The 16,247-nt window shown below is 68.5% G+C and carries 17 protein-coding genes; 12 read left to right on the top strand and 5 right to left on the bottom strand.

Features of this window, described 5'->3' with window-relative positions; genetic code table 11:
• Positions 1 to 83 precede the first annotated feature (83 nt).
• Positions 84 to 704, bottom strand: coding sequence for an SACE_7040 family transcriptional regulator (locus tag ACPPVQ_RS14175; RefSeq protein WP_426515742.1), 621 nt, complete (start codon positions 702 to 704; stop codon positions 84 to 86).
• Positions 705 to 819: 115 nt separating this feature from the next.
• Between ACPPVQ_RS14175 and ACPPVQ_RS14170 the strand changes: the two genes are divergently transcribed.
• The 8 genes from ACPPVQ_RS14170 (at position 820) to ACPPVQ_RS14135 (ending at position 10,058) form a co-directional block, all read left to right on the top strand.
• Complete coding sequence (locus ACPPVQ_RS14170) at positions 820 to 2,427, top strand: carboxyl transferase domain-containing protein (RefSeq protein ID WP_426515741.1); 1,608 nt, start codon at positions 820 to 822, stop codon at positions 2,425 to 2,427.
• 5 nt (positions 2,428 to 2,432) lie between these two features.
• Positions 2,433 to 4,661, top strand: coding sequence for a biotin carboxylase N-terminal domain-containing protein (locus ACPPVQ_RS14165; RefSeq protein ID WP_426515740.1), 2,229 nt, complete (start codon positions 2,433 to 2,435; stop codon positions 4,659 to 4,661).
• 2 nt (positions 4,662 to 4,663) lie between these two features.
• Positions 4,664 to 5,866: an acyl-CoA dehydrogenase family protein gene (locus ACPPVQ_RS14160; RefSeq protein ID WP_426515739.1), complete on the top strand. Its 1,203-nt coding sequence runs from the start codon at positions 4,664 to 4,666 to the stop codon at positions 5,864 to 5,866.
• A 57-nt stretch (positions 5,867 to 5,923) separates the two neighbouring features.
• Positions 5,924 to 6,694 carry a CoA transferase subunit A gene (locus ACPPVQ_RS14155; protein WP_426515738.1) on the top strand — a complete coding sequence of 257 codons (771 nt, stop codon included), beginning with the start codon at positions 5,924 to 5,926 and terminating at the stop codon, positions 6,692 to 6,694.
• Positions 6,691 to 7,344: a CoA transferase subunit B gene (locus ACPPVQ_RS14150; RefSeq protein ID WP_426515737.1), complete on the top strand. Its 654-nt coding sequence runs from the start codon at positions 6,691 to 6,693 to the stop codon at positions 7,342 to 7,344. Before ACPPVQ_RS14155 ends, ACPPVQ_RS14150 begins: the two co-directional genes overlap by 4 nt.
• Entirely contained in the window at positions 7,341 to 7,832 is a 492-nt protein-coding gene (locus ACPPVQ_RS14145) for a MaoC family dehydratase (RefSeq protein WP_426515736.1), read from the top strand. The genes ACPPVQ_RS14150 and ACPPVQ_RS14145 overlap by 4 nt, the downstream gene beginning before the upstream one ends.
• Positions 7,829 to 8,638 carry an HpcH/HpaI aldolase/citrate lyase family protein gene (locus ACPPVQ_RS14140; RefSeq protein WP_426515735.1) on the top strand — a complete coding sequence of 270 codons (810 nt, stop codon included), beginning with the start codon at positions 7,829 to 7,831 and terminating at the stop codon, positions 8,636 to 8,638. Before ACPPVQ_RS14145 ends, ACPPVQ_RS14140 begins: the two co-directional genes overlap by 4 nt.
• A 346-nt stretch (positions 8,639 to 8,984) precedes the next feature.
• Entirely contained in the window at positions 8,985 to 10,058 is a 1,074-nt protein-coding gene (locus ACPPVQ_RS14135) for an aldo/keto reductase (RefSeq protein WP_426515734.1), read from the top strand.
• A gap of 82 nt (positions 10,059 to 10,140) precedes the next feature.
• Here the strand turns inward: ACPPVQ_RS14135 and ACPPVQ_RS14130 are convergent, their stop codons facing one another.
• Positions 10,141 to 10,725, bottom strand: coding sequence for a TetR/AcrR family transcriptional regulator (locus ACPPVQ_RS14130; RefSeq protein ID WP_426515733.1), 585 nt, complete (start codon positions 10,723 to 10,725; stop codon positions 10,141 to 10,143).
• Between the two features lie 188 nt (positions 10,726 to 10,913).
• On the opposite strand from ACPPVQ_RS14130, the gene ACPPVQ_RS14125 reads away from it, so the two are divergent.
• Both ACPPVQ_RS14125 and ACPPVQ_RS14120 read left to right on the top strand, forming a co-directional pair.
• Positions 10,914 to 12,290, top strand: coding sequence for a M16 family metallopeptidase (locus ACPPVQ_RS14125; RefSeq protein ID WP_426515732.1), 1,377 nt, complete (start codon positions 10,914 to 10,916; stop codon positions 12,288 to 12,290).
• Positions 12,291 to 12,331: 41 nt separating this feature from the next.
• Positions 12,332 to 12,934, top strand: a complete 603-nt coding sequence (locus ACPPVQ_RS14120) for a histidine phosphatase family protein (RefSeq protein ID WP_426515731.1) — start codon at positions 12,332 to 12,334, stop codon at positions 12,932 to 12,934.
• A 40-nt stretch (positions 12,935 to 12,974) separates the two neighbouring features.
• Here the strand turns inward: ACPPVQ_RS14120 and ACPPVQ_RS14115 are convergent, their stop codons facing one another.
• Positions 12,975 to 13,547, bottom strand: coding sequence for a GNAT family N-acetyltransferase (locus tag ACPPVQ_RS14115; protein ID WP_426515730.1), 573 nt, complete (start codon positions 13,545 to 13,547; stop codon positions 12,975 to 12,977).
• Positions 13,548 to 13,594: 47 nt separating this feature from the next.
• Between ACPPVQ_RS14115 and dapB the strand changes: the two genes are divergently transcribed.
• Positions 13,595 to 14,377 carry a 4-hydroxy-tetrahydrodipicolinate reductase gene (dapB, locus tag ACPPVQ_RS14110; RefSeq protein WP_426515729.1) on the top strand — a complete coding sequence of 261 codons (783 nt, stop codon included), beginning with the start codon at positions 13,595 to 13,597 and terminating at the stop codon, positions 14,375 to 14,377.
• The gene (locus ACPPVQ_RS14105; protein WP_426515728.1) at positions 14,374 to 14,829 is read left to right on the top strand and encodes a hypothetical protein; all 456 of its coding nucleotides are present in this window, start codon (positions 14,374 to 14,376) and stop codon (positions 14,827 to 14,829) included. Before dapB ends, ACPPVQ_RS14105 begins: the two co-directional genes overlap by 4 nt.
• Positions 14,830 to 14,835: 6 nt before the next feature.
• Here the strand turns inward: ACPPVQ_RS14105 and ACPPVQ_RS14100 are convergent, their stop codons facing one another.
• Positions 14,836 to 15,732, bottom strand: a complete 897-nt coding sequence (locus ACPPVQ_RS14100) for a TIGR01777 family oxidoreductase (protein ID WP_426515727.1) — start codon at positions 15,730 to 15,732, stop codon at positions 14,836 to 14,838.
• Positions 15,733 to 15,739: 7 nt separating this feature from the next.
• A complete protein-coding gene (locus ACPPVQ_RS14095; RefSeq protein WP_426515726.1) occupies positions 15,740 to 16,165 on the bottom strand; it encodes an OsmC family peroxiredoxin in 426 nt (141 codons plus the stop codon).
• Between the last annotated feature and the right edge of the window lie 82 nt (positions 16,166 to 16,247).

Below are 16,247 nucleotides of genomic sequence, written 5' to 3'. Positions count from 1 at the left end.
CAGCCGGCCGGCTCCCCGCGCGGGGGAACCGATCGTGTCCGGGAGAGCCCGGTGTCCCAGCGCGCCGTTTCAGCGCGCCCCGCTCAGCGGACCGGCGCGTTGAGCCCGGCCCAGGCCATGGCTTCGAGCACCGGTCGGGCCGTCGCCGCGTCGATGCCCCCGCCGTGGGTGCGCGCGCTGTGCGGTGTCGAGTTGATGAGCCCGAAGGTGGCCTGCACCCGCACACGGAGTACGGTCGCGTCGAGTGAGGGGTGGAGGCGGCCGAGCACCGCGGTCCACTGCTCGATGTAACGGCGCTGCAGGCTGCGCACGTCGCGCCGGTCTTCGTCGGCGAGGGAGTCGAGGTCCCGATCCTGCACGCGGATGACGTCGGGGTTGCCCAGCGCGAAGTCGGCGTGGAACGCGATCAGGGACCGGAGCGCGTGTGCGTCGTCCGACGCGGCCTCGACCACAGCCCGGCCGCCGTCGAGGAGGTCCCGGCTCACGCCGACCAGGAGGGCCGCGAGCACCGCCTGCTTTCCGGCGAAGTGGCGGTAGACCGCCGGTCCGCTGACGCCGGCCGCCGTACCCAGGTCTTCGATGGATACTCCGTTGAATCCCCGGTCGGCGAAGAGTTTGGCTGCAGCGTCGAGGAGGGCGGCGCGACGGTCGGCTTTGGCCTGGCTGCGCTGGGTCTGGCGGGCGCCGTCGACGATCTCGGTCACGTCGCTGCTCCTTCCGCTTCCTTCCGCTGGACAATTCGGTTAATGAACACTAACCTAAATGTGAGTTAGTGGCTACTAACTGAATGGATGCGACGAGGGAGTCGGCGAACAGCTCATGCACACGCTTACGACGGCGATCGAAACCGGGGATCCGCGCTTCACCGCCAACGATGAGGCCCAGCGCGCGCTCGTCACCGAGCTGCATGAACGCCTTTCCGTAGCGGCGGCCGGAGGACCGGAGCGCTCCCGCGAACGGCACGTCGCGCGCGGAAAGCTGCTGCCGCGTGACCGCATCGACGAACTCCTCGACGAGGGGAGTCCCTTCCTCGAGATCGCACCGCTCGCGGCGACCGGCCTCTACGGCGACGAGTGCCCGGCAGCCGGACTCATCGCCGGAATCGGGCTCGTGCACGGCCGGCAGGTGCTCGTCATCTGCAACGACGCGACCGTCAAGGGTGGCACCTACTACCCGATGACCGTCAAGAAGCACCTGCGCGCACAGGAGATCGCCCTCGAGAACCGCCTCCCCTGCATCTACCTCGTCGACTCGGGCGGTGCTTTCCTGCCGATGCAGGACGACGTCTTTCCCGACCGCGACCATTTCGGGCGCATCTTCTTCAACCAGGCGCGCATGTCGGCCGCCAAGATCCCGCAGATCGCCGCCGTGCTCGGATCGTGCACGGCCGGCGGCGCCTACGTGCCGGCGATGAGCGACGAGACGGTGATCGTGCGCAACCAGGGCACGATCTTCCTCGGTGGACCGCCCCTGGTGAAAGCCGCCATCGGCGAGGTCGTCACCGCCGAAGAGCTCGGCGGCGGCGACCTCCACGCACGCACGTCGGGGGTGGTCGACCACCTCGCCGAGAACGACCGGCACGCGCTGCAGATCGTGCGCGACATCGTCGCAACCCTTCCCGCACCGGCGGAGCCGGCGTGGCCCGTGCTCGAGACACGCGAGCCCGCGGTAGACCCGTCCTCGCTCTACGGTGCTGTCCCCGTCGACGTACAGGCGCCGTACGACGTGCGAGAGGTGATCGCCCGGCTGGTCGACGCGAGCGAGTTCCACGAGTTCAAGGCGGAGTACGGCACGACACTGGTGACCGGCTTCGCTCACATCCACGGTCATCCGGTCGGCATCGTCGCCAACAACGGCGTGCTGTTCAGCGAGTCCGCGCTCAAGGGTGCGCATTTCATCGAACTGTGCGACCAGCGCGGCATCCCGCTGCTGTTCCTTCAGAACATCTCCGGCTTCATGGTCGGCCGCGACTACGAGGCCGGGGGCATCGCCAAGCACGGCGCCAAGATGGTCACGGCTGTCGCGACGACCCGTGTGCCCAAGCTCACCGTGGTGATCGGCGGATCGTTCGGCGCGGGCAACTATTCGATGTGCGGCCGGGCGTATTCGCCCCGCTTCCTCTGGATGTGGCCCGCCAGCCGCATCTCCGTCATGGGCGGTGCGCAGGCCTCGTCGGTGCTGGCGACGGTCAAGCGCGAGCAGCTCGAGGCCCGCGGCGAAGACTGGTCGGCGGATGCCGAGGCGGCATTCAAGGCGCCCATCGCCGAACAGTACGAACACCAGGGAAGCCCGTACTATTCGACCGCCAGGCTCTGGGATGACGGCGTGATCGACCCGGCGGACACCCGCACCATCCTCGGCCTTGCGCTCGACACCTGCTCGCGTACCCCGCTGCCCGACACGGCCTTCGGCCTCTTCCGGATGTGACCGCCATGACTCCTTCCACTTCAACGTCCGCCGGCCCCGGCTCCGCGCCCTTCGGCACGGTGCTCGTCGCCAACCGCGGCGAGATTGCCTGCCGCGTCATCCGCACGCTCCGCGAACTCGGCATCCGCTCTGTGGCGGTGTACAGCGACCCGGACCGTACCGCCCCGCACGTCGTTCTCGCCGACGAGGCGGTGCGCATCGGGCCCGCGGCTGCGCGCGAAAGCTATCTGGATGTCGAGGCGATCCTCGAGGCCGCTCGCCGCACGGGGGCCGAGGCTGTGCACCCGGGCTACGGGTTCCTCTCGGAGAGTGCTGCGTTCGCCGAGGCGTGCGCTGCCGCTGGCATCGCTTTCATCGGACCCGGCGTCCATGCGCTCGACGTGATGGGCGACAAGATCCGGGCGAAGCTGGCGGTCGCCGAACACGGCGTGCCGACCATCCCCGGGGTCGCCCGGCCTGGTCTCGATGATGCCCAGCTCATCGAAGCCGCCGCAGAGGTGGGCTATCCGCTCCTCGTCAAGCCGTCCGCGGGCGGCGGCGGCAAAGGCATGCAGGTGGTGCGTTCGGCCGACCAGCTCGCCGACGCGCTCGCTGCCGCACGACGCGTGGCGGCTGCGGCTTTCGGCGACGACACCCTCTTCCTCGAACGCCTCGTCGAGTCGCCCCGGCACATCGAAGTGCAGGTGCTCGCCGACGCGCACGGCACCACGCTCCACCTTGGCGAGCGCGAATGCTCGCTGCAGCGCAGGCACCAGAAGGTCGTCGAGGAGGCCCCGTCGCCGTTGCTCGACTCCGACACCCGTGCGCGGATCGGTCAGGCGGCGTGCGCTGTCGCCGAGAGCGTCGACTATGTCGGCGCAGGCACCGTGGAGTTCCTCGTCTCCGACGCATCACCCGGCGAGTTCTTCTTCATGGAGATGAACACACGACTGCAGGTCGAACACCCGGTCACCGAGCTCGTCACGGGCATCGACCTGGTGGAGTGGCAGGTGCGCATCGCCGCGGGGGAGCCGCTCCCGTTCGCGCAAGACGACATCCGGCTCCGTGGCCATGCGATCGAAGTGCGCGTGTACGCCGAGAACCCTGAGCGCGACTTCCTCCCCACCGACGGCACGATCCTCGCCCTCGAAGAGCCGAGCGGGCCGGGCATCCGCGTCGACAGCGGTCTCGTCGAAGGCAACGACATCGTTCCCGACTACGACCCGATGCTGTCGAAGGTGATCGCGTGGGGAGCGGACCGCGCGACCGCGTTGCGTCGGCTGGATGCGGCGCTCGCCGAGACCGTCATCCTGGGTGCTACGACCAACGTCGGCTACCTGCGCACCCTGCTCGCCGACGCCGATGTGCGTGCCGGCCGAATCGACACCACGCTGATCGACCGGCGGTTCTCGCATCTGGTCGCACCGGATGCCGACCCGGCCGAACTCATCGCTGTCGCGCTCCTGCATCACCTGCGGCGCAGGAACGGCGAGGCCGATGGCGCGGATGCCCAGCCCACCGGCGCCGCACGGAGTTCGGCACTGTGGCGCACGCCGAACGGCTGGCGCCTGGCCGCACCGCGGCCGTCCACCTACCGGATCGCGACCGGGCCCGTCGACCGCGTCGACGTCCTGGTGCTCGAGACTGCTGATTCCGCGGGCGTCGACCCGCGGCGCATCCGGGCGACCGTGACGCTCGGCGCGCCGGAACACAAGACGGAGCACCAGGCCGAACTCGTACTGCTCCCGGGGTCGCACCTGCGCGCATCCCTCACCGTCGATGGACTGGCGCGCGCTTTCGTGACGGCGGAATCCGCGGCGGGCACCTGGATCGGCGCGGGCGGTCGCGCCCGTGAGTTCCGCATCCTGACCCGGGCGGAGGCGCTCGCTGAAGAGCTCGCCACGCTGACGCGCGCCGAGGGCGCCGCGAACCCGGACGTGCGGTCGCCGATGCCCGGCACCGTCGTGTCCGTGGCCGTCGCGGCAGGCGACCGGGTGGATGCGGGCGACACCCTCGTCACGGTCGAGGCCATGAAGATGGAGCACCGGCTCACCGCACCCGTTGCGGGGATCGCCCATGTGACAGTCTCTCCCGGCGACCTCGTCAGACTCGACCAGCTGGTCGCGACCATCGAGGCCACGCCGGCTGAAGCCACCCCACCCGTCGGCAGCACTCCCGCCGACACCATCACAACGCCGACACAATCGGCTACAGCGCCGACACGACCGGCGGAGAGCACCGAGGTACCGAGATGACCATGACACTGACCGAAACCGAGCCCGTCACCGAGGTCGCCGGCTTCGAACTGACCGACGACCACAAGAGACTCGTCGCCGAGGTCCGGGACTTCGCCGACCGGGTCGTCGCCCCCGCAGCCTACGACTACGACACCCGCCGGAGCCTGCCCTACCACATCATCGGCGAGATGGGCGAGATGGGACTCTTCGGTCTCCCGTTCCCCGTCGAGTACGGCGGACAGGGCAAGGACTACCTGTCGCTGTGCCTGGCGGTCGAGCAGCTCGGACGCGTCGACCAGAGCATCGGCGTCACACTCGAAGCCGGCGTCGGTCTCGGAGTCATGCCCATCTTCCGCCACGGCACCGAGGCCCAGAAGCAGGAATGGCTGCCGATGCTCACGTCGGGCACAGCGCTCGCCGGGTTCGGCCTCACCGAAGCCGACGCCGGATCGGATGCGGCCGGCACCAAGACGACCGCAGTCCTCCGCGACGGCCAGTGGATCATCAACGGCACCAAGCAGTTCATCACCAACTCGGGCAGCGACATCACCAGGCTGGTCACCATCACTGCGGTGACCGGGGAGGAGAGGCGCGCCGACGGCAGCATCAAGAAGGAGCTGTCGGCCATCCTGGTGCCGGTGCCGACGCCCGGGTTCGTCCAGGAGCCGTCGTATGACAAGGTCGGCTGGCACACGTCGGACACGCATCCGCTCACGATCACGGATGTTCGCGTGCCCGAGGCGAACCTGCTCGGCGAGCGCGGACGCGGTTTCGCAAACTTCATCCGGACGCTCGACGAAGGCCGGATCGCATTCGCCGCGCTCTGCACGGGTGCGGCACAGGGCTGCCTGGAAGAGGCCATCCGCTATTCGAAGTCCCGCAACGTGTTCGGGCGCGCCATCGGTTCGAACCAGTACATCGCGTTCAAGATCGCGCGGATGCAGGCCCGGGTGCACACGGCGCGGCTCGCCTATTACGACGCAGTTTTCAAGATGATGGCCGGTAAGCCTTTCAAGATGGAGGCGTCGATCGCCAAGATGGTGGGAAGCGAGGCCGCGATGGACAATGCGCGCGACGCGACCCAGATCTTCGGAGGCTACGGATTCATGAACGAGAACCCGGTGGCCCGCCACTACCGCGACTCGAAGATCCTCGAGATCGGCGAAGGCACGACCGAAGTCCAGCTGATGATCATCGCCCGCTCGCTCGGCTTCGACGCCTAGGGCGCTGTTGTAACCAGAAGAACCCCGTACTGACAGGACTCGAAGAGGAGATCGACCATGATCGACAAGGTGGTGGCCAGCGCCGCGGAGGCGGTCGCGGACATCCCTGACGGTGCTTCGCTCGCCGTCGGCGGCTTCGGGCTGTGCGGGATTCCCAGCGCGCTCATCCAGGCGCTGCACGAGAGGGGCACAAGCGACCTCGAAGTGGTCAGCAACAACTGCGGCGTCGACGACTGGGGTCTCGGCATCCTGCTCGCCGACCGCCGCATCCGTCGCATGGTCAGCTCCTATGTCGGTGAGAACAAGGAGTTCGCACGGCAGTTCCTCTCGGGCGAGCTCGAAGTCGAGCTGACCCCGCAGGGAACTCTCGCCGAGAAGCTGCGCGCCGGAGGGGCCGGCATCCCGGCCTTCTACACGCCAGCGGGGGTCGGCACGCAGATCAGCGAGGGCGGCCTCCCGCGGCTGTACGCCGCGGACGGCTCGATCGCTGTCGCCTCCGAGCCGAAGGAGGTGCGTACGTTCGACGGCGCCGACTACGTGCTCGAGCGGTCGGTGACCCCCGATTTCGCGCTCGTGCACGCTGCGAAGGGCGACCGCTACGGCAACCTGGTCTTCCATGCGGCGGCGATGAACTTCAACCCGCTCGCGGCCATGGCCGGGCGCGTGACCATCGCCGAGGTCGAGGAGATCGTCGAGGCGGGCGAACTGGATCCGGAGTGCATCCACACTCCCGGCATCTACGTGCAGCGGGTGGTCCTCGCCGCCGACACGGAGAAACGTATCGAGCGACGAACGGTCGCCCTGTCCGACGGGAGGACCCGCGCATGAGCCTCACCCGCAACGAGCTCGCCGCCAGGGTCGCACTCGAGCTCGAGAACGGCCAGTACGTGAACCTCGGCATCGGGATGCCGACCCTGATCCCGAATTACATCCCCGACGGCGTCGAGGTCATCCTGCACTCCGAGAACGGGATCCTCGGCGTTGGGCCGTACCCGACGGAAGACGCGATCGACCCCGACCTGATCAACGCGGGCAAGGAGACGGTGACCGTCAACCGCGGCGCCGCCTTCTTCGATTCGTCGACATCGTTCGGCATGGTGCGCGGCGGGCATGTCGACCTCGCCGTCCTGGGCGCGATGGAGGTGTCGCAGGCAGGTGACCTCGCGAACTGGATGATCCCCGGCAAGATGGTCAAGGGCATGGGCGGGGCCATGGACCTGGTCTTCGGCGCCAAACGCCTCATCGTGATGATGGAGCACGTCGACCGCGAAGGCCGGCCGAAGATCCTGACGGAGTGCACGCTTCCGCTCACGGGGCGCGGATGCGTCGACCGCATCATCACGGACCTGGCTGTGATCGACGTCGAACGTTCCGGGGACGGGCGGTCGGCTCTTGTGCTCCGCGAGGTCGCTCCCGGCGTCACGGTAGACGAGGTCGTCGCGGCGACGGGCGCACCACTGCGGATCGAGCTGTCATGAAGAATGTCGAACAGCGGGGACTCTACTTCGAGGAGTTCGATCTCGACACGCGTTACCTGCACCGGCCGGGGCGTACGGTCACCGAGACGGACAACGTGCTCTTCACCACCCTCACGATGAACACGCAGGCGCTGCACCTCGACGCTGCGTGGGCGGCGAGGCAGCCGTTCGGCCAGCGTCTGATGAACTCCATGTTCACCCTGTCGACCATCGTGGGAGCATCCGTCGCCCAGCTCACCCAGGGCACGATCGTTGCCAACCTGGGGTTCACGGATGTGACGTTCCCGCATCCGCTCTTCCACGGCGACACGCTCTACTCGGAGACGGTCGTGACGGCGAAGCGGCTCTCATCGTCCCGTCCGGGGCAGGGCATCGTGACCATGGAGCACACCGGACGCAACCAGGACGGCGTGGTCGTCGCGAAGGCGACACGCTCGGTGCTGATGTGGTGCCAGGATGCGCACGCCGAGGCGATCGGCGGAGCATGACCGACCTCCCCTGGGGCCCGGCGCTCCTGTTCTGCCCGGCCGACCGGCCAGATCGCTTCGCGAAAGCCCTGGAGCGCGCGGATGCGGTCATCCTGGACCTCGAGGACGCCGTCGATCCGGCCGCCCGTCCGGCCGCGCGTGAGGCCGTACTCGACACCCCGCTGGACCCGGCACGCGTGATCGTGCGCATCAATCCGGCGGGCACCCTGGACCATGTCGCCGACGTCGAAGCCGTGCGCGCGAGTCCGTATCGCACCGTGATGCTCGCGAAAGCGGAGCGCGTCACCGATTTCGCGGCACTGGACGGACTCCGCGTCATCGCGCTCTGCGAGACGGCGGCGGGAGTGCTCGCCGCGGCCGAGCTCGCAGCGACGGGCGGCGTCATCGCCCTGATGTGGGGCGCGGAGGACCTGGTTGCATCCCTCGGCGGAACCGCGAGCAGGCACCCCGACGGCCGCTATCGCGATGTCGCTGTCCATGCCCGCTCAGCGGTACTGATCGCGGCGGGCGCGTTCGGCAAGGCGGCGATCGACACGGTTCACGTCGACATCGGCGACCACGATGGGCTCGCAGCAGAGGCAGAGGATGCGTCGGCCGTCGGTTTCGCCGCGACGGCGTGCATCCATCCCGGGCAGGTCGAGGTGATCCGTGCGGCGTACCGTCCGTCAGACGAAGAGGTCGCGTTCGCCCGCGACCTGCTCGCGGCGGCGGGAGAGACGGCAGGGGTGTTCCGCTTCCGGGACCGGATGGTCGACGGCCCTGTCCTGCGCCACGCCGAGGCGGTGCTTCGGCGGGTGGGTGCCTAGCCGCGAGTCGGGCGAGCACAGGAAAAAGCACCCCACTCTTGCGAGTTGGGGTGCTTTTTCCTGTGCTCGACCAGCGGGTCATGGGCGACCGCGCGTGGCTTCGCAGCAGTCGGGGATGGGCGGGTTTAACCTTGCGCTGAGGGCTCGCGTCGTCGCCGGAAATGGCGTGTGACCTGCTCGGGGGACACCGCGCCGCAACGTGATCAAACTGTGATACAAGATTTTGTAACAGTTCACCGGATTGCCCGGGCCTCGTCGGTGGCATGTCGTACGCTGCAAGTACGTGACAGGGGGGTTCACGTCCTCGGGTCGAATCGGGGATGGCAAGGCACCATCGGGAGGGGATATGGCACAGCTGCTGCCGTTGCGCTTGCGCGACCACTCTTCCAAGGCTGCCAAGGCCGTCGAGACGAAGACCGGGACCGGCGCTGAAGAGCGCGTCGAGACGTCGATGCTCCCCGTCTTCGATCCGGCACTCGAACTCACCGGTCCGCTTTCGATCGTCGCGCCACGCCGCGTGGGCGAGAGCGACCTCACCGTGTACCCGCTGGCGCTCGGCGCAAGCGTGTTCGGCTGGACGGCCGACACCGAGACCTCGCTCGGCATCCTCGACCGTTACGCACAGCTTGGCGGCAATTTCGTCGACACGGCAGACAGCTACGTCGGAGGCCGCAGCGAAGTCCTCATCGGCCGGTGGATGCAGGAGCGCGGCAACCGCGATGCCATGGTCATCGCCACCAAGGTCGGGCGCCACCAGGACAACCCGGGGCTCGGATCGGTGAGCATCATCCGAGCCGTCGAGGCATCGCTCGAGCGCCTGCAGACCGACCACATCGACCTGCTCTACTTCCACGACGACGACCTGTCGGTTCCGCTCGAAGACAGTCTCGCCACGGTGGAATGGCTGATCGAGTCCGGCAAGGTCCGTTATCTCGGTGCGTCGAATTTCTCGGCCGACCGCTTGATCGAGGCGCGCATCCTGTCGTCGACGGGCCTGCCCAAGTTCGTCGCGATCGAGCCGCACTACAACCTCGTGCACCGCGCGGAGTTCGAAAGCGACCCGCGCATCGTCGCCTCCGCCCAGGGACTCGCCGTCATGCCGTGCTACGCGCTGGCGAACGGCTTCCTCACCGGCAAGTACCGCACCAAAGACGACCTCAAAGCCGGAGCGAGAAGCGTTCGGGCCGCAGAGTACGTCAACAGGCGCGGCCAGCGCGTCCTGTCCGTGCTCGATCGCGTCGCCCGGGAGCACGAGTCGTCGGTCGCGAGCATCGCGCTCGCCTGGCTCCTCGCCAAGCGCAGTATCGTCGCGCCGGTCGCGAGTGCGAGCCGCCCGGAACAGGTGGATGCCCTGATGGCCGCTGCGGCCATTCGCCTCACGCGCGCGCAGATGCTCGAACTGGACCGCGTCTCCGAGTAAGCACCGGCCGTCGCGAGATGCGCGAGTTGGATGTGTCTCGCATCAGACGCGCCAAACGACCGCACACGCTGCGGCTCGGCGGTCACACCTCGGAGAGCAGCCGCTCCGATGAGCGGTGCAGCGCGGCACTCGCAGCGATCGAGTCGCCGACGTAGCCGCCGGCCAGGGCGCCGTCCCGCGCCAGGATGAGGTCGTCCGCAGCATCGCCGGGGTGCGGGTGGCCGATCTGCCGGAACAGTTCCTCGATGCGGTGCGCATACCAGTCGCGATGGGCGGTGACCGCGACACGAACCGGATGGTTCGGGTCGGCGAACTGCGCAGCGGCGTTGATGAAGGGGTCGCCACGGAATCCGGGCCGCACGGCTTCACTGCCGGTGTCGTCGACGAGTGCGCGCACGACGGCACGCGGGTCTTTGAGTGTGCGCTCTTTCTCGTCGAACCAGTCGCGGATCTGGCGGTCGCGTCCCTCGACGTAGGCGATGATCAGCAGATCCTTCGAGCGGAAATGCTTGTAGAACGTCGCCTTGGTGACGCGGGCCCCGGCGATGATGCGGTCCACACCGACGGTGTGGATCCCTTCCGAGTAGAAGAGCTCATCGGCTGTCGCCAGGATCTTCAGTTTCGAGGGAGCGGGCGGCCGGATGGTCGAACGGGCACTTGCGACCATCCGGCGCAACTCCTTTTCTCGTGAAGCGTTCGGGTCGGCTTCATCGTAACCGTAGGGCACGTGACGTTTTGGGGTTTTCGTCACCTGCTTTGTACGTCACGTCAGTATACACATAGACAGACCAGTCTGTTTGTCCTCCCCCTGAAAACTCCCAGCGCGTCCATATCCGCTGGCGTAGGGTGGAGGGGATGAACAGCGCAGTCGACCTCCCGCTCGGTCTGGCCGACCTCTCTTTCGCCGCATCCGGCGAGGCGCTGGTCCGCCGCACCGTCCTCCCCAGTGGTGTGCGCATCCTGAGCGAGCACGTGCCGGGTTCCCGCAGCGCGACGATCGGCTACTGGGTGGCCGTCGGCTCCCGCGACGAAGCAGAAGCGGTGCGTCCGACCGAAGGCTCGGCGGGCCATCCGGCGACGTTCGGTTCGACGCACTTCCTCGAGCACCTTCTCTTCAAGGGCACAGCGACCCGCACGGCGCTCGACATCGCGATCTCGTTCGACTCCGTCGGCGGCGAGCACAACGCGATGACCGCCAAGGAGTACACCTGCTACTACGCCAAGGTGCAGGACCGGGACCTCCAGATGGCCGTCGAGGTCATCACCGACATGCTCACCTCGTCCCTGCTCGACCCGACCGAGTTCGAGAACGAGCGTGGCGTGATCCTCGAAGAGCTGTCGATGGCCGAGGACGACCCATCCGATGTCGCCAATGAGCGGTTCTTCGAGGCCGTGCTGGGCGCCCATCCGCTCGGCCGTCCCATCGGCGGCAGCCCGGCGACCATCCGGGCCGCGTCCCGCGATGCCGTCTGGGACCACTACCGGGCCAACTACCGCCCTCAAGACCTGGTCATCACGGCGGCGGGCGCGGTGGACCACGACCTCCTCGTCGCCGACGTCGAGCGCGCGCTGATCAGCGCCGGATGGGATCTCAGCGTGAGTTCGGCCCCGGTGCCACGGCGCGCCTCCGCCCCCGCCACGATCAGCCGGGGCAAGGCGATCGTCACCGTCGAGCGTCCCATCGAGCAGGCCAACCTGCTGGTCGGCGTGCCCGGCCTGGTCGCGACCGATGAGCGCCGGGTCGTCATGAGCGTGCTCAACTCGATCCTCGGCGGGGGGATGTCGAGCCGCCTGTTCCAGGAGATCCGCGAGAAGCGCGGCCTGGCCTACTCCGTCTACTCTTTCGCGGGCGGGTACTCCGACGCGGGAGTCTTCGGCCTCTACGCGGGCTGCGCGCCGTCGAAGGCCACCCAGGTCGCCGAACTGATGCTGGACGAACTGCGCGGGATGGCGTCGGGCGGGGTGACCGCAGACGAACTCCGGCGTGCGGTCGGCCAGCTTTCGGGCGGCGCAGCACTCGCCCTCGAAGATTCCGACACCCGAATGTCGCGCCTCGGCCGCTCCGAGATCACGCTGGGGGAGTTCGTCGACCTCGACGAGAGCCTCCGGCGCCTCCACCTAGTCACGCGCGACGACGTGCGCGACCTCGCAGCCGACCTCGCCTCCCGTGACATCACGGTCGCCGCGGTCGGGAGCGTCGACGACGACATGTTCACTTCGCTCACGTCCTGATTCCAGATCCCTGACCACAGGAACCACCGGAAGGGTTTACGGTGCCGCATTATCTCTACCTCGTTCGCCACGGCGAGCAGCAGGATGCCGAACACGGTCTGCCAGATGGCCCGCTCTCCGCGCGCGGCAAGCGCCAGGCGCACCTGATCGCCGAACGGCTGGGCGGCATCCCGTTCACGGCCATGTACCACTCGCCGCTGAAGCGCGCGGCGGAGACCGCGGCGATCATGGCCGAGCGGATGCCGGCACTCACCCCGGAGCCGTCGAGCCTGCTGTTCGACTGCATCCCGTCGGGTCCGACGCCCGACATGCCGAAGGCGTTCGATTCGTTCTTCGGCGCTGTCACCCCGGCTGAGATCGAGGCGGGCCGGGCGCAGATGGATGACGCCGTCAGCGAGTTCCTGACCCCGGCGCGCGCGGACCGGCACGATCTGCTCGTCACCCACAACTTCGTCATCGGATGGTTCGTGCGGCAGGTCTTCGATGCGCCGGAGTGGCGGTGGCTGGGCCTCAACCAGGCGCACTGCGGTCTCACGATCATCCGGGTGCGTTCGGCGAAGCCGCCGGTGCTCGTGGTCCACAACGATCTGGGCCACCTGCCGGTCGAGCTGCGCACCGGGCTCCCGGAACTCCAGCCGGTCTGATCGACGGCAGGGGCGTCTGGGCGGGGCCTCCGAGCGGGCCTCAGAGCACCTTGCGGTACCAGTCCGTGGCGTTCGGGTTGTCGTTGTACGGCTCGATCGCTTCATAGCCGCTCGACCGGTACAGCGCGCCGGCCGCCTCCAGGCTGAAGTTGGTGTCGAGCACCACCTCGGTCGCGCCGAACCCTCGGGCCCGGTCCTCGAGTTCACTGAGGATCGAGCGGCCGAGCCCCAGTCCGCGGTATGCCGGGTCGACCCAGAGGTGCTTGATCTCGTAGCGCACCGTCTGGCGGTGACCCTCCTGCGCGAGACCCTCCTGCGCGAGACCCTCCTGCGCGAGACCCTCCTGCGCGAGACCTTCCTGATCGGTGCCGCCGCCATCCGGCCGTTTTCCGGTCGGCAGGCTGCGCACTCCGCCGCAGCCGGCCGGGTTGTCGTCCTCGTCGTGGGCGATGATGAACACGCCCGCCGGTGGGATGAACACCTCGGGGTCGGGGAACGCCGTGCGGTAGGCGCCGAGCTGCGGCGGAAAACCTGCGGCGCGTTCCGCGAAGTAGGCGGCGAGCATCCGCTGGGCGGTCGGGTCGGTGACGGAGACGTCGGCGTATGACACCATCCCCCCAGCCTAAAGTGCTCGCCTCCCGGATCATCTAGATTGGACGGGTGACTATTCGCGTGGCCGTCGCTGGTGCGACCGGAAAACTCGGTTCCGTCGCCGTGCGGCTGATCGAGGCGGCCGACGATCTCGAGCTGTTCGCAGCCCTCGACTCCCGGGCGCCGCTCGAGTCGATGATCGGCGCCGACGTGCTGGTCGACATGACGCTGCCGGCGGTCAGCCCCGGCATCGTGCATTTCGCCGTCGAGAACGGCATCAATGTGCTTGTCGGCACCTCGGGCTGGTCGGCCGACCGCATCGTCGACCTCGAGCGCCGCGTCGCCGAGCGTGGCGACGTCGGCGCGATCGTCATCCCGAACTTCTCGCTCGGCTCGGCGCTCGGCACGGCGTTCGCGGCTGTGGCCGCGCGATTCTTCGACTCGATCGAGATCGTCGAGACCCATGGGCCCGGCAAGGTCGATTCGCCGTCGGGCACAGCCGTGCGCACCGCTGAGCTGATCGGGGCGGCCCGCGTGGCGCGGGGGCCGGTGGATGCTCCGCGCACCGACCAGCGCGCCCGCGGCCAGCAGGTCGCCAGCGTGCCGATCCACAGCCTGCGCATGCGCGGGGTCGTCGCACGCCAGGAGGTCGTTCTCGGCGGCGACGGCGAGACGCTGACCATCCTGCACGACACGATCGGTTCGAGCGCGTATGAGGCGGGTATCCTCCTGGGCATCCGGGCTGCGGCTGCGGCGCAGGGCGTGACCGTCGGCCTCGACAAGCTGATCGACCTCGGCATCGCGGAACCGGCAGGCGACGTGCCGGAGCCGACCGTACGCGAAACCTCGTGAGGAACCGTCTCGCCGCCATCCTGATGGCGGTCCTGCTCCTGGTCTACCTCGTGCTCGTCTTCCAGCACGGCATCCTGTTCATCGCGACGGGGCAGCCGATCGCGATCGCCATGGGGGTCGCGCTCTTCGTGCTCCCGGTGATCGCCGCGTGGGCGATCGGCCGTGAGCTGCTCTTCGGCGCGCGCACCGAGAAGCTCGTGCACATCCTCGACGCCGAGGGCGGGCTTCCCGTCGAAGACCTGCCGCACCGTGCGAGCGGACGGCCGCTCCGCGACGCCGCCGACTCGCAGTTTCCTCAGTACAAGGCCGAGGTCGAAGCCGAGCCCCTCAGCTGGCGGGCATGGTTCCGGCTGGGGCTCGCCTATGACGCCTCGGGCGACCGCAGGAGGGCGCGCGCCGCCCTGCGCGAGTCGATCCGGCTCTACCGGGATTCCGAGCGCAATCCGGCGTAGCTGTCCTCAGCGCGGAGGACGCGCCACGAGCCTGGCGATCGCATCGTGCGCGGTCGCGTCGGCGAACACGAAACCGTCGCCGAGCAGTTTCTCGGGAACGACCTTCTGGCTGGAGAGCAGGAGTTCGTGCCCGGCGTCGCGGAGCGTCACGTCGATCACCCGTTCCGGGAGCGGGATGCCGTACGGCCGGTGAACTTCCGCCGCCAGCACTCTCAGGAAGCCGTCCGCCGTTATCGGCTTCGGCCCCACGAGGTTCACGGGACCATCGAGCCCGGAGCCGAGCAGGTGGATGATCGCGGCTACTTCGTCGTGGAGGCTGATCCACGGCCAGTGCTGGCCGCCGGTGCCGATGGGGCCGGCGAGCCCGAGGCGTGCGAGCGGCAGCAGCGGCTTCATCGCGCCCCCACGACCGACGACGACGCCGCTGCGGACCGTCACCACCCGGGTCCTCTCCGGCGCGAGCCGTGCGGCCGCTTCCCAGACGTCGACGACGTCGGGGAGGAATCCATCGCCCTTCGCCGACGCCTCCGTGAGTCGCTGGCCGGGCCGGTCCCCGTAGTAGCCGACCGCCGAGCCGCTGATGAAGACGTCCGGCGCGCGCGAGGCCATCCGCATGGCGTCGGCGAGCGTCTGGGTGGCGTGGACGCGCGACTCGAGGATCTGCTTCTTGTAGCGGCGGGTCCACGGCAGATGGCTGAGCGAGGCGCCGGAGAGGTTGACCACCGCATCCACCCGCTCCATCAGTGTGAAATCGATGATGCGGGCGGCAGGCAACCAGGTGAACTCGGTGTCGCTGCGCGGGTCGTGGCGCACCAGCCGCAGAACGCTGTGGCCGGTCTCCGTCAGTCGACGGCACAAGGCGGTGCCGATCATGCCGGAGGCGCCGGCTACGAGTACGCGCATCGCCCGGTCAGACGAGCTGAGCTTCGATCGTGATCGGGATGCCGACCAGCGCACGCGAGACCGGGCAGGTGGCCTTCGCTTCTTCGGCGATGCGCTGGAAGTCCTCTTCGCTGATCCCGGGGACCGTCGCGTCGACGCGCAGGTGGCTGCCGGTGATGCCCTCGGCGGGATCGAACGTGACCGCGGCCGTCGTCCGGATGCTCGTAGGCGCGGAGCCGAACGAGGCGAGCGCGTTGGAGAATGCCATCGAGAAGCAGGCGGAGTGGGCTGCACCGAGCAGTTCCTCTGGGTTGGTGGTCCCGGCGACACCCTCTGCGCGGGCCCGCCAGTTGACGGGGAACTCTGCGGCGTGCGACGAGTCGAGCGTCACCGTGCCTGATCCAGACCTCAGGTCACCGTTCCAGACCGTAGTGGATTCGCTGGTGAGTGCCATAGGGAGACCTCCTGTGGTCGGCTGACGGGGATGCTTCCAGCCTACCGACGAGCCCGTCGCGTGCCCGGGCATGCAGACGATT

The sequence above is a fragment of the Leifsonia sp. McL0618 genome (assembly GCF_049994905.1).
Taxonomy (GTDB): Bacteria; Actinomycetota; Actinomycetes; order Actinomycetales; family Microbacteriaceae; genus Diaminobutyricibacter.
The sequence above is the reverse complement of the archived record's forward strand: the minus strand, read 5'-3'. Positions and strand labels throughout refer to the sequence as shown.

Excerpts from the sequence above, each read along its gene's own strand:
- ACPPVQ_RS14115 (WP_426515730.1), bottom strand. The coding sequence starts at position 13,547 with ATGGTGTCATACGCCGACGTCTCCGTCACCGACCCGACCGCCCAGCGG.
- ACPPVQ_RS14100 (WP_426515727.1), bottom strand. The coding sequence starts at position 15,732 with ATGCGCGTACTCGTAGCCGGCGCCTCCGGCATGATCGGCACCGCCTTG.
- ACPPVQ_RS14140 (WP_426515735.1), top strand. The coding sequence starts at position 7,829 with ATGACCGACCTCCCCTGGGGCCCGGCGCTCCTGTTCTGCCCGGCCGAC.
- ACPPVQ_RS14150 (WP_426515737.1), top strand. The coding sequence starts at position 6,691 with ATGAGCCTCACCCGCAACGAGCTCGCCGCCAGGGTCGCACTCGAGCTC.
- ACPPVQ_RS14170 (WP_426515741.1), top strand. The coding sequence starts at position 820 with ATGCACACGCTTACGACGGCGATCGAAACCGGGGATCCGCGCTTCACC.
- ACPPVQ_RS14125 (WP_426515732.1), top strand. The coding sequence starts at position 10,914 with ATGAACAGCGCAGTCGACCTCCCGCTCGGTCTGGCCGACCTCTCTTTC.
- ACPPVQ_RS14135 (WP_426515734.1), top strand. The coding sequence starts at position 8,985 with ATGGCACAGCTGCTGCCGTTGCGCTTGCGCGACCACTCTTCCAAGGCT.
- ACPPVQ_RS14155 (WP_426515738.1), top strand. The coding sequence starts at position 5,924 with ATGATCGACAAGGTGGTGGCCAGCGCCGCGGAGGCGGTCGCGGACATC.
- ACPPVQ_RS14130 (WP_426515733.1), bottom strand. The coding sequence starts at position 10,725 with ATGGTCGCAAGTGCCCGTTCGACCATCCGGCCGCCCGCTCCCTCGAAA.
- ACPPVQ_RS14160 (WP_426515739.1), top strand. The coding sequence starts at position 4,664 with ATGACACTGACCGAAACCGAGCCCGTCACCGAGGTCGCCGGCTTCGAA.
- ACPPVQ_RS14165 (WP_426515740.1), top strand. The coding sequence starts at position 2,433 with ATGACTCCTTCCACTTCAACGTCCGCCGGCCCCGGCTCCGCGCCCTTC.
- ACPPVQ_RS14145 (WP_426515736.1), top strand. The coding sequence starts at position 7,341 with ATGAAGAATGTCGAACAGCGGGGACTCTACTTCGAGGAGTTCGATCTC.
- ACPPVQ_RS14095 (WP_426515726.1), bottom strand. The coding sequence starts at position 16,165 with ATGGCACTCACCAGCGAATCCACTACGGTCTGGAACGGTGACCTGAGG.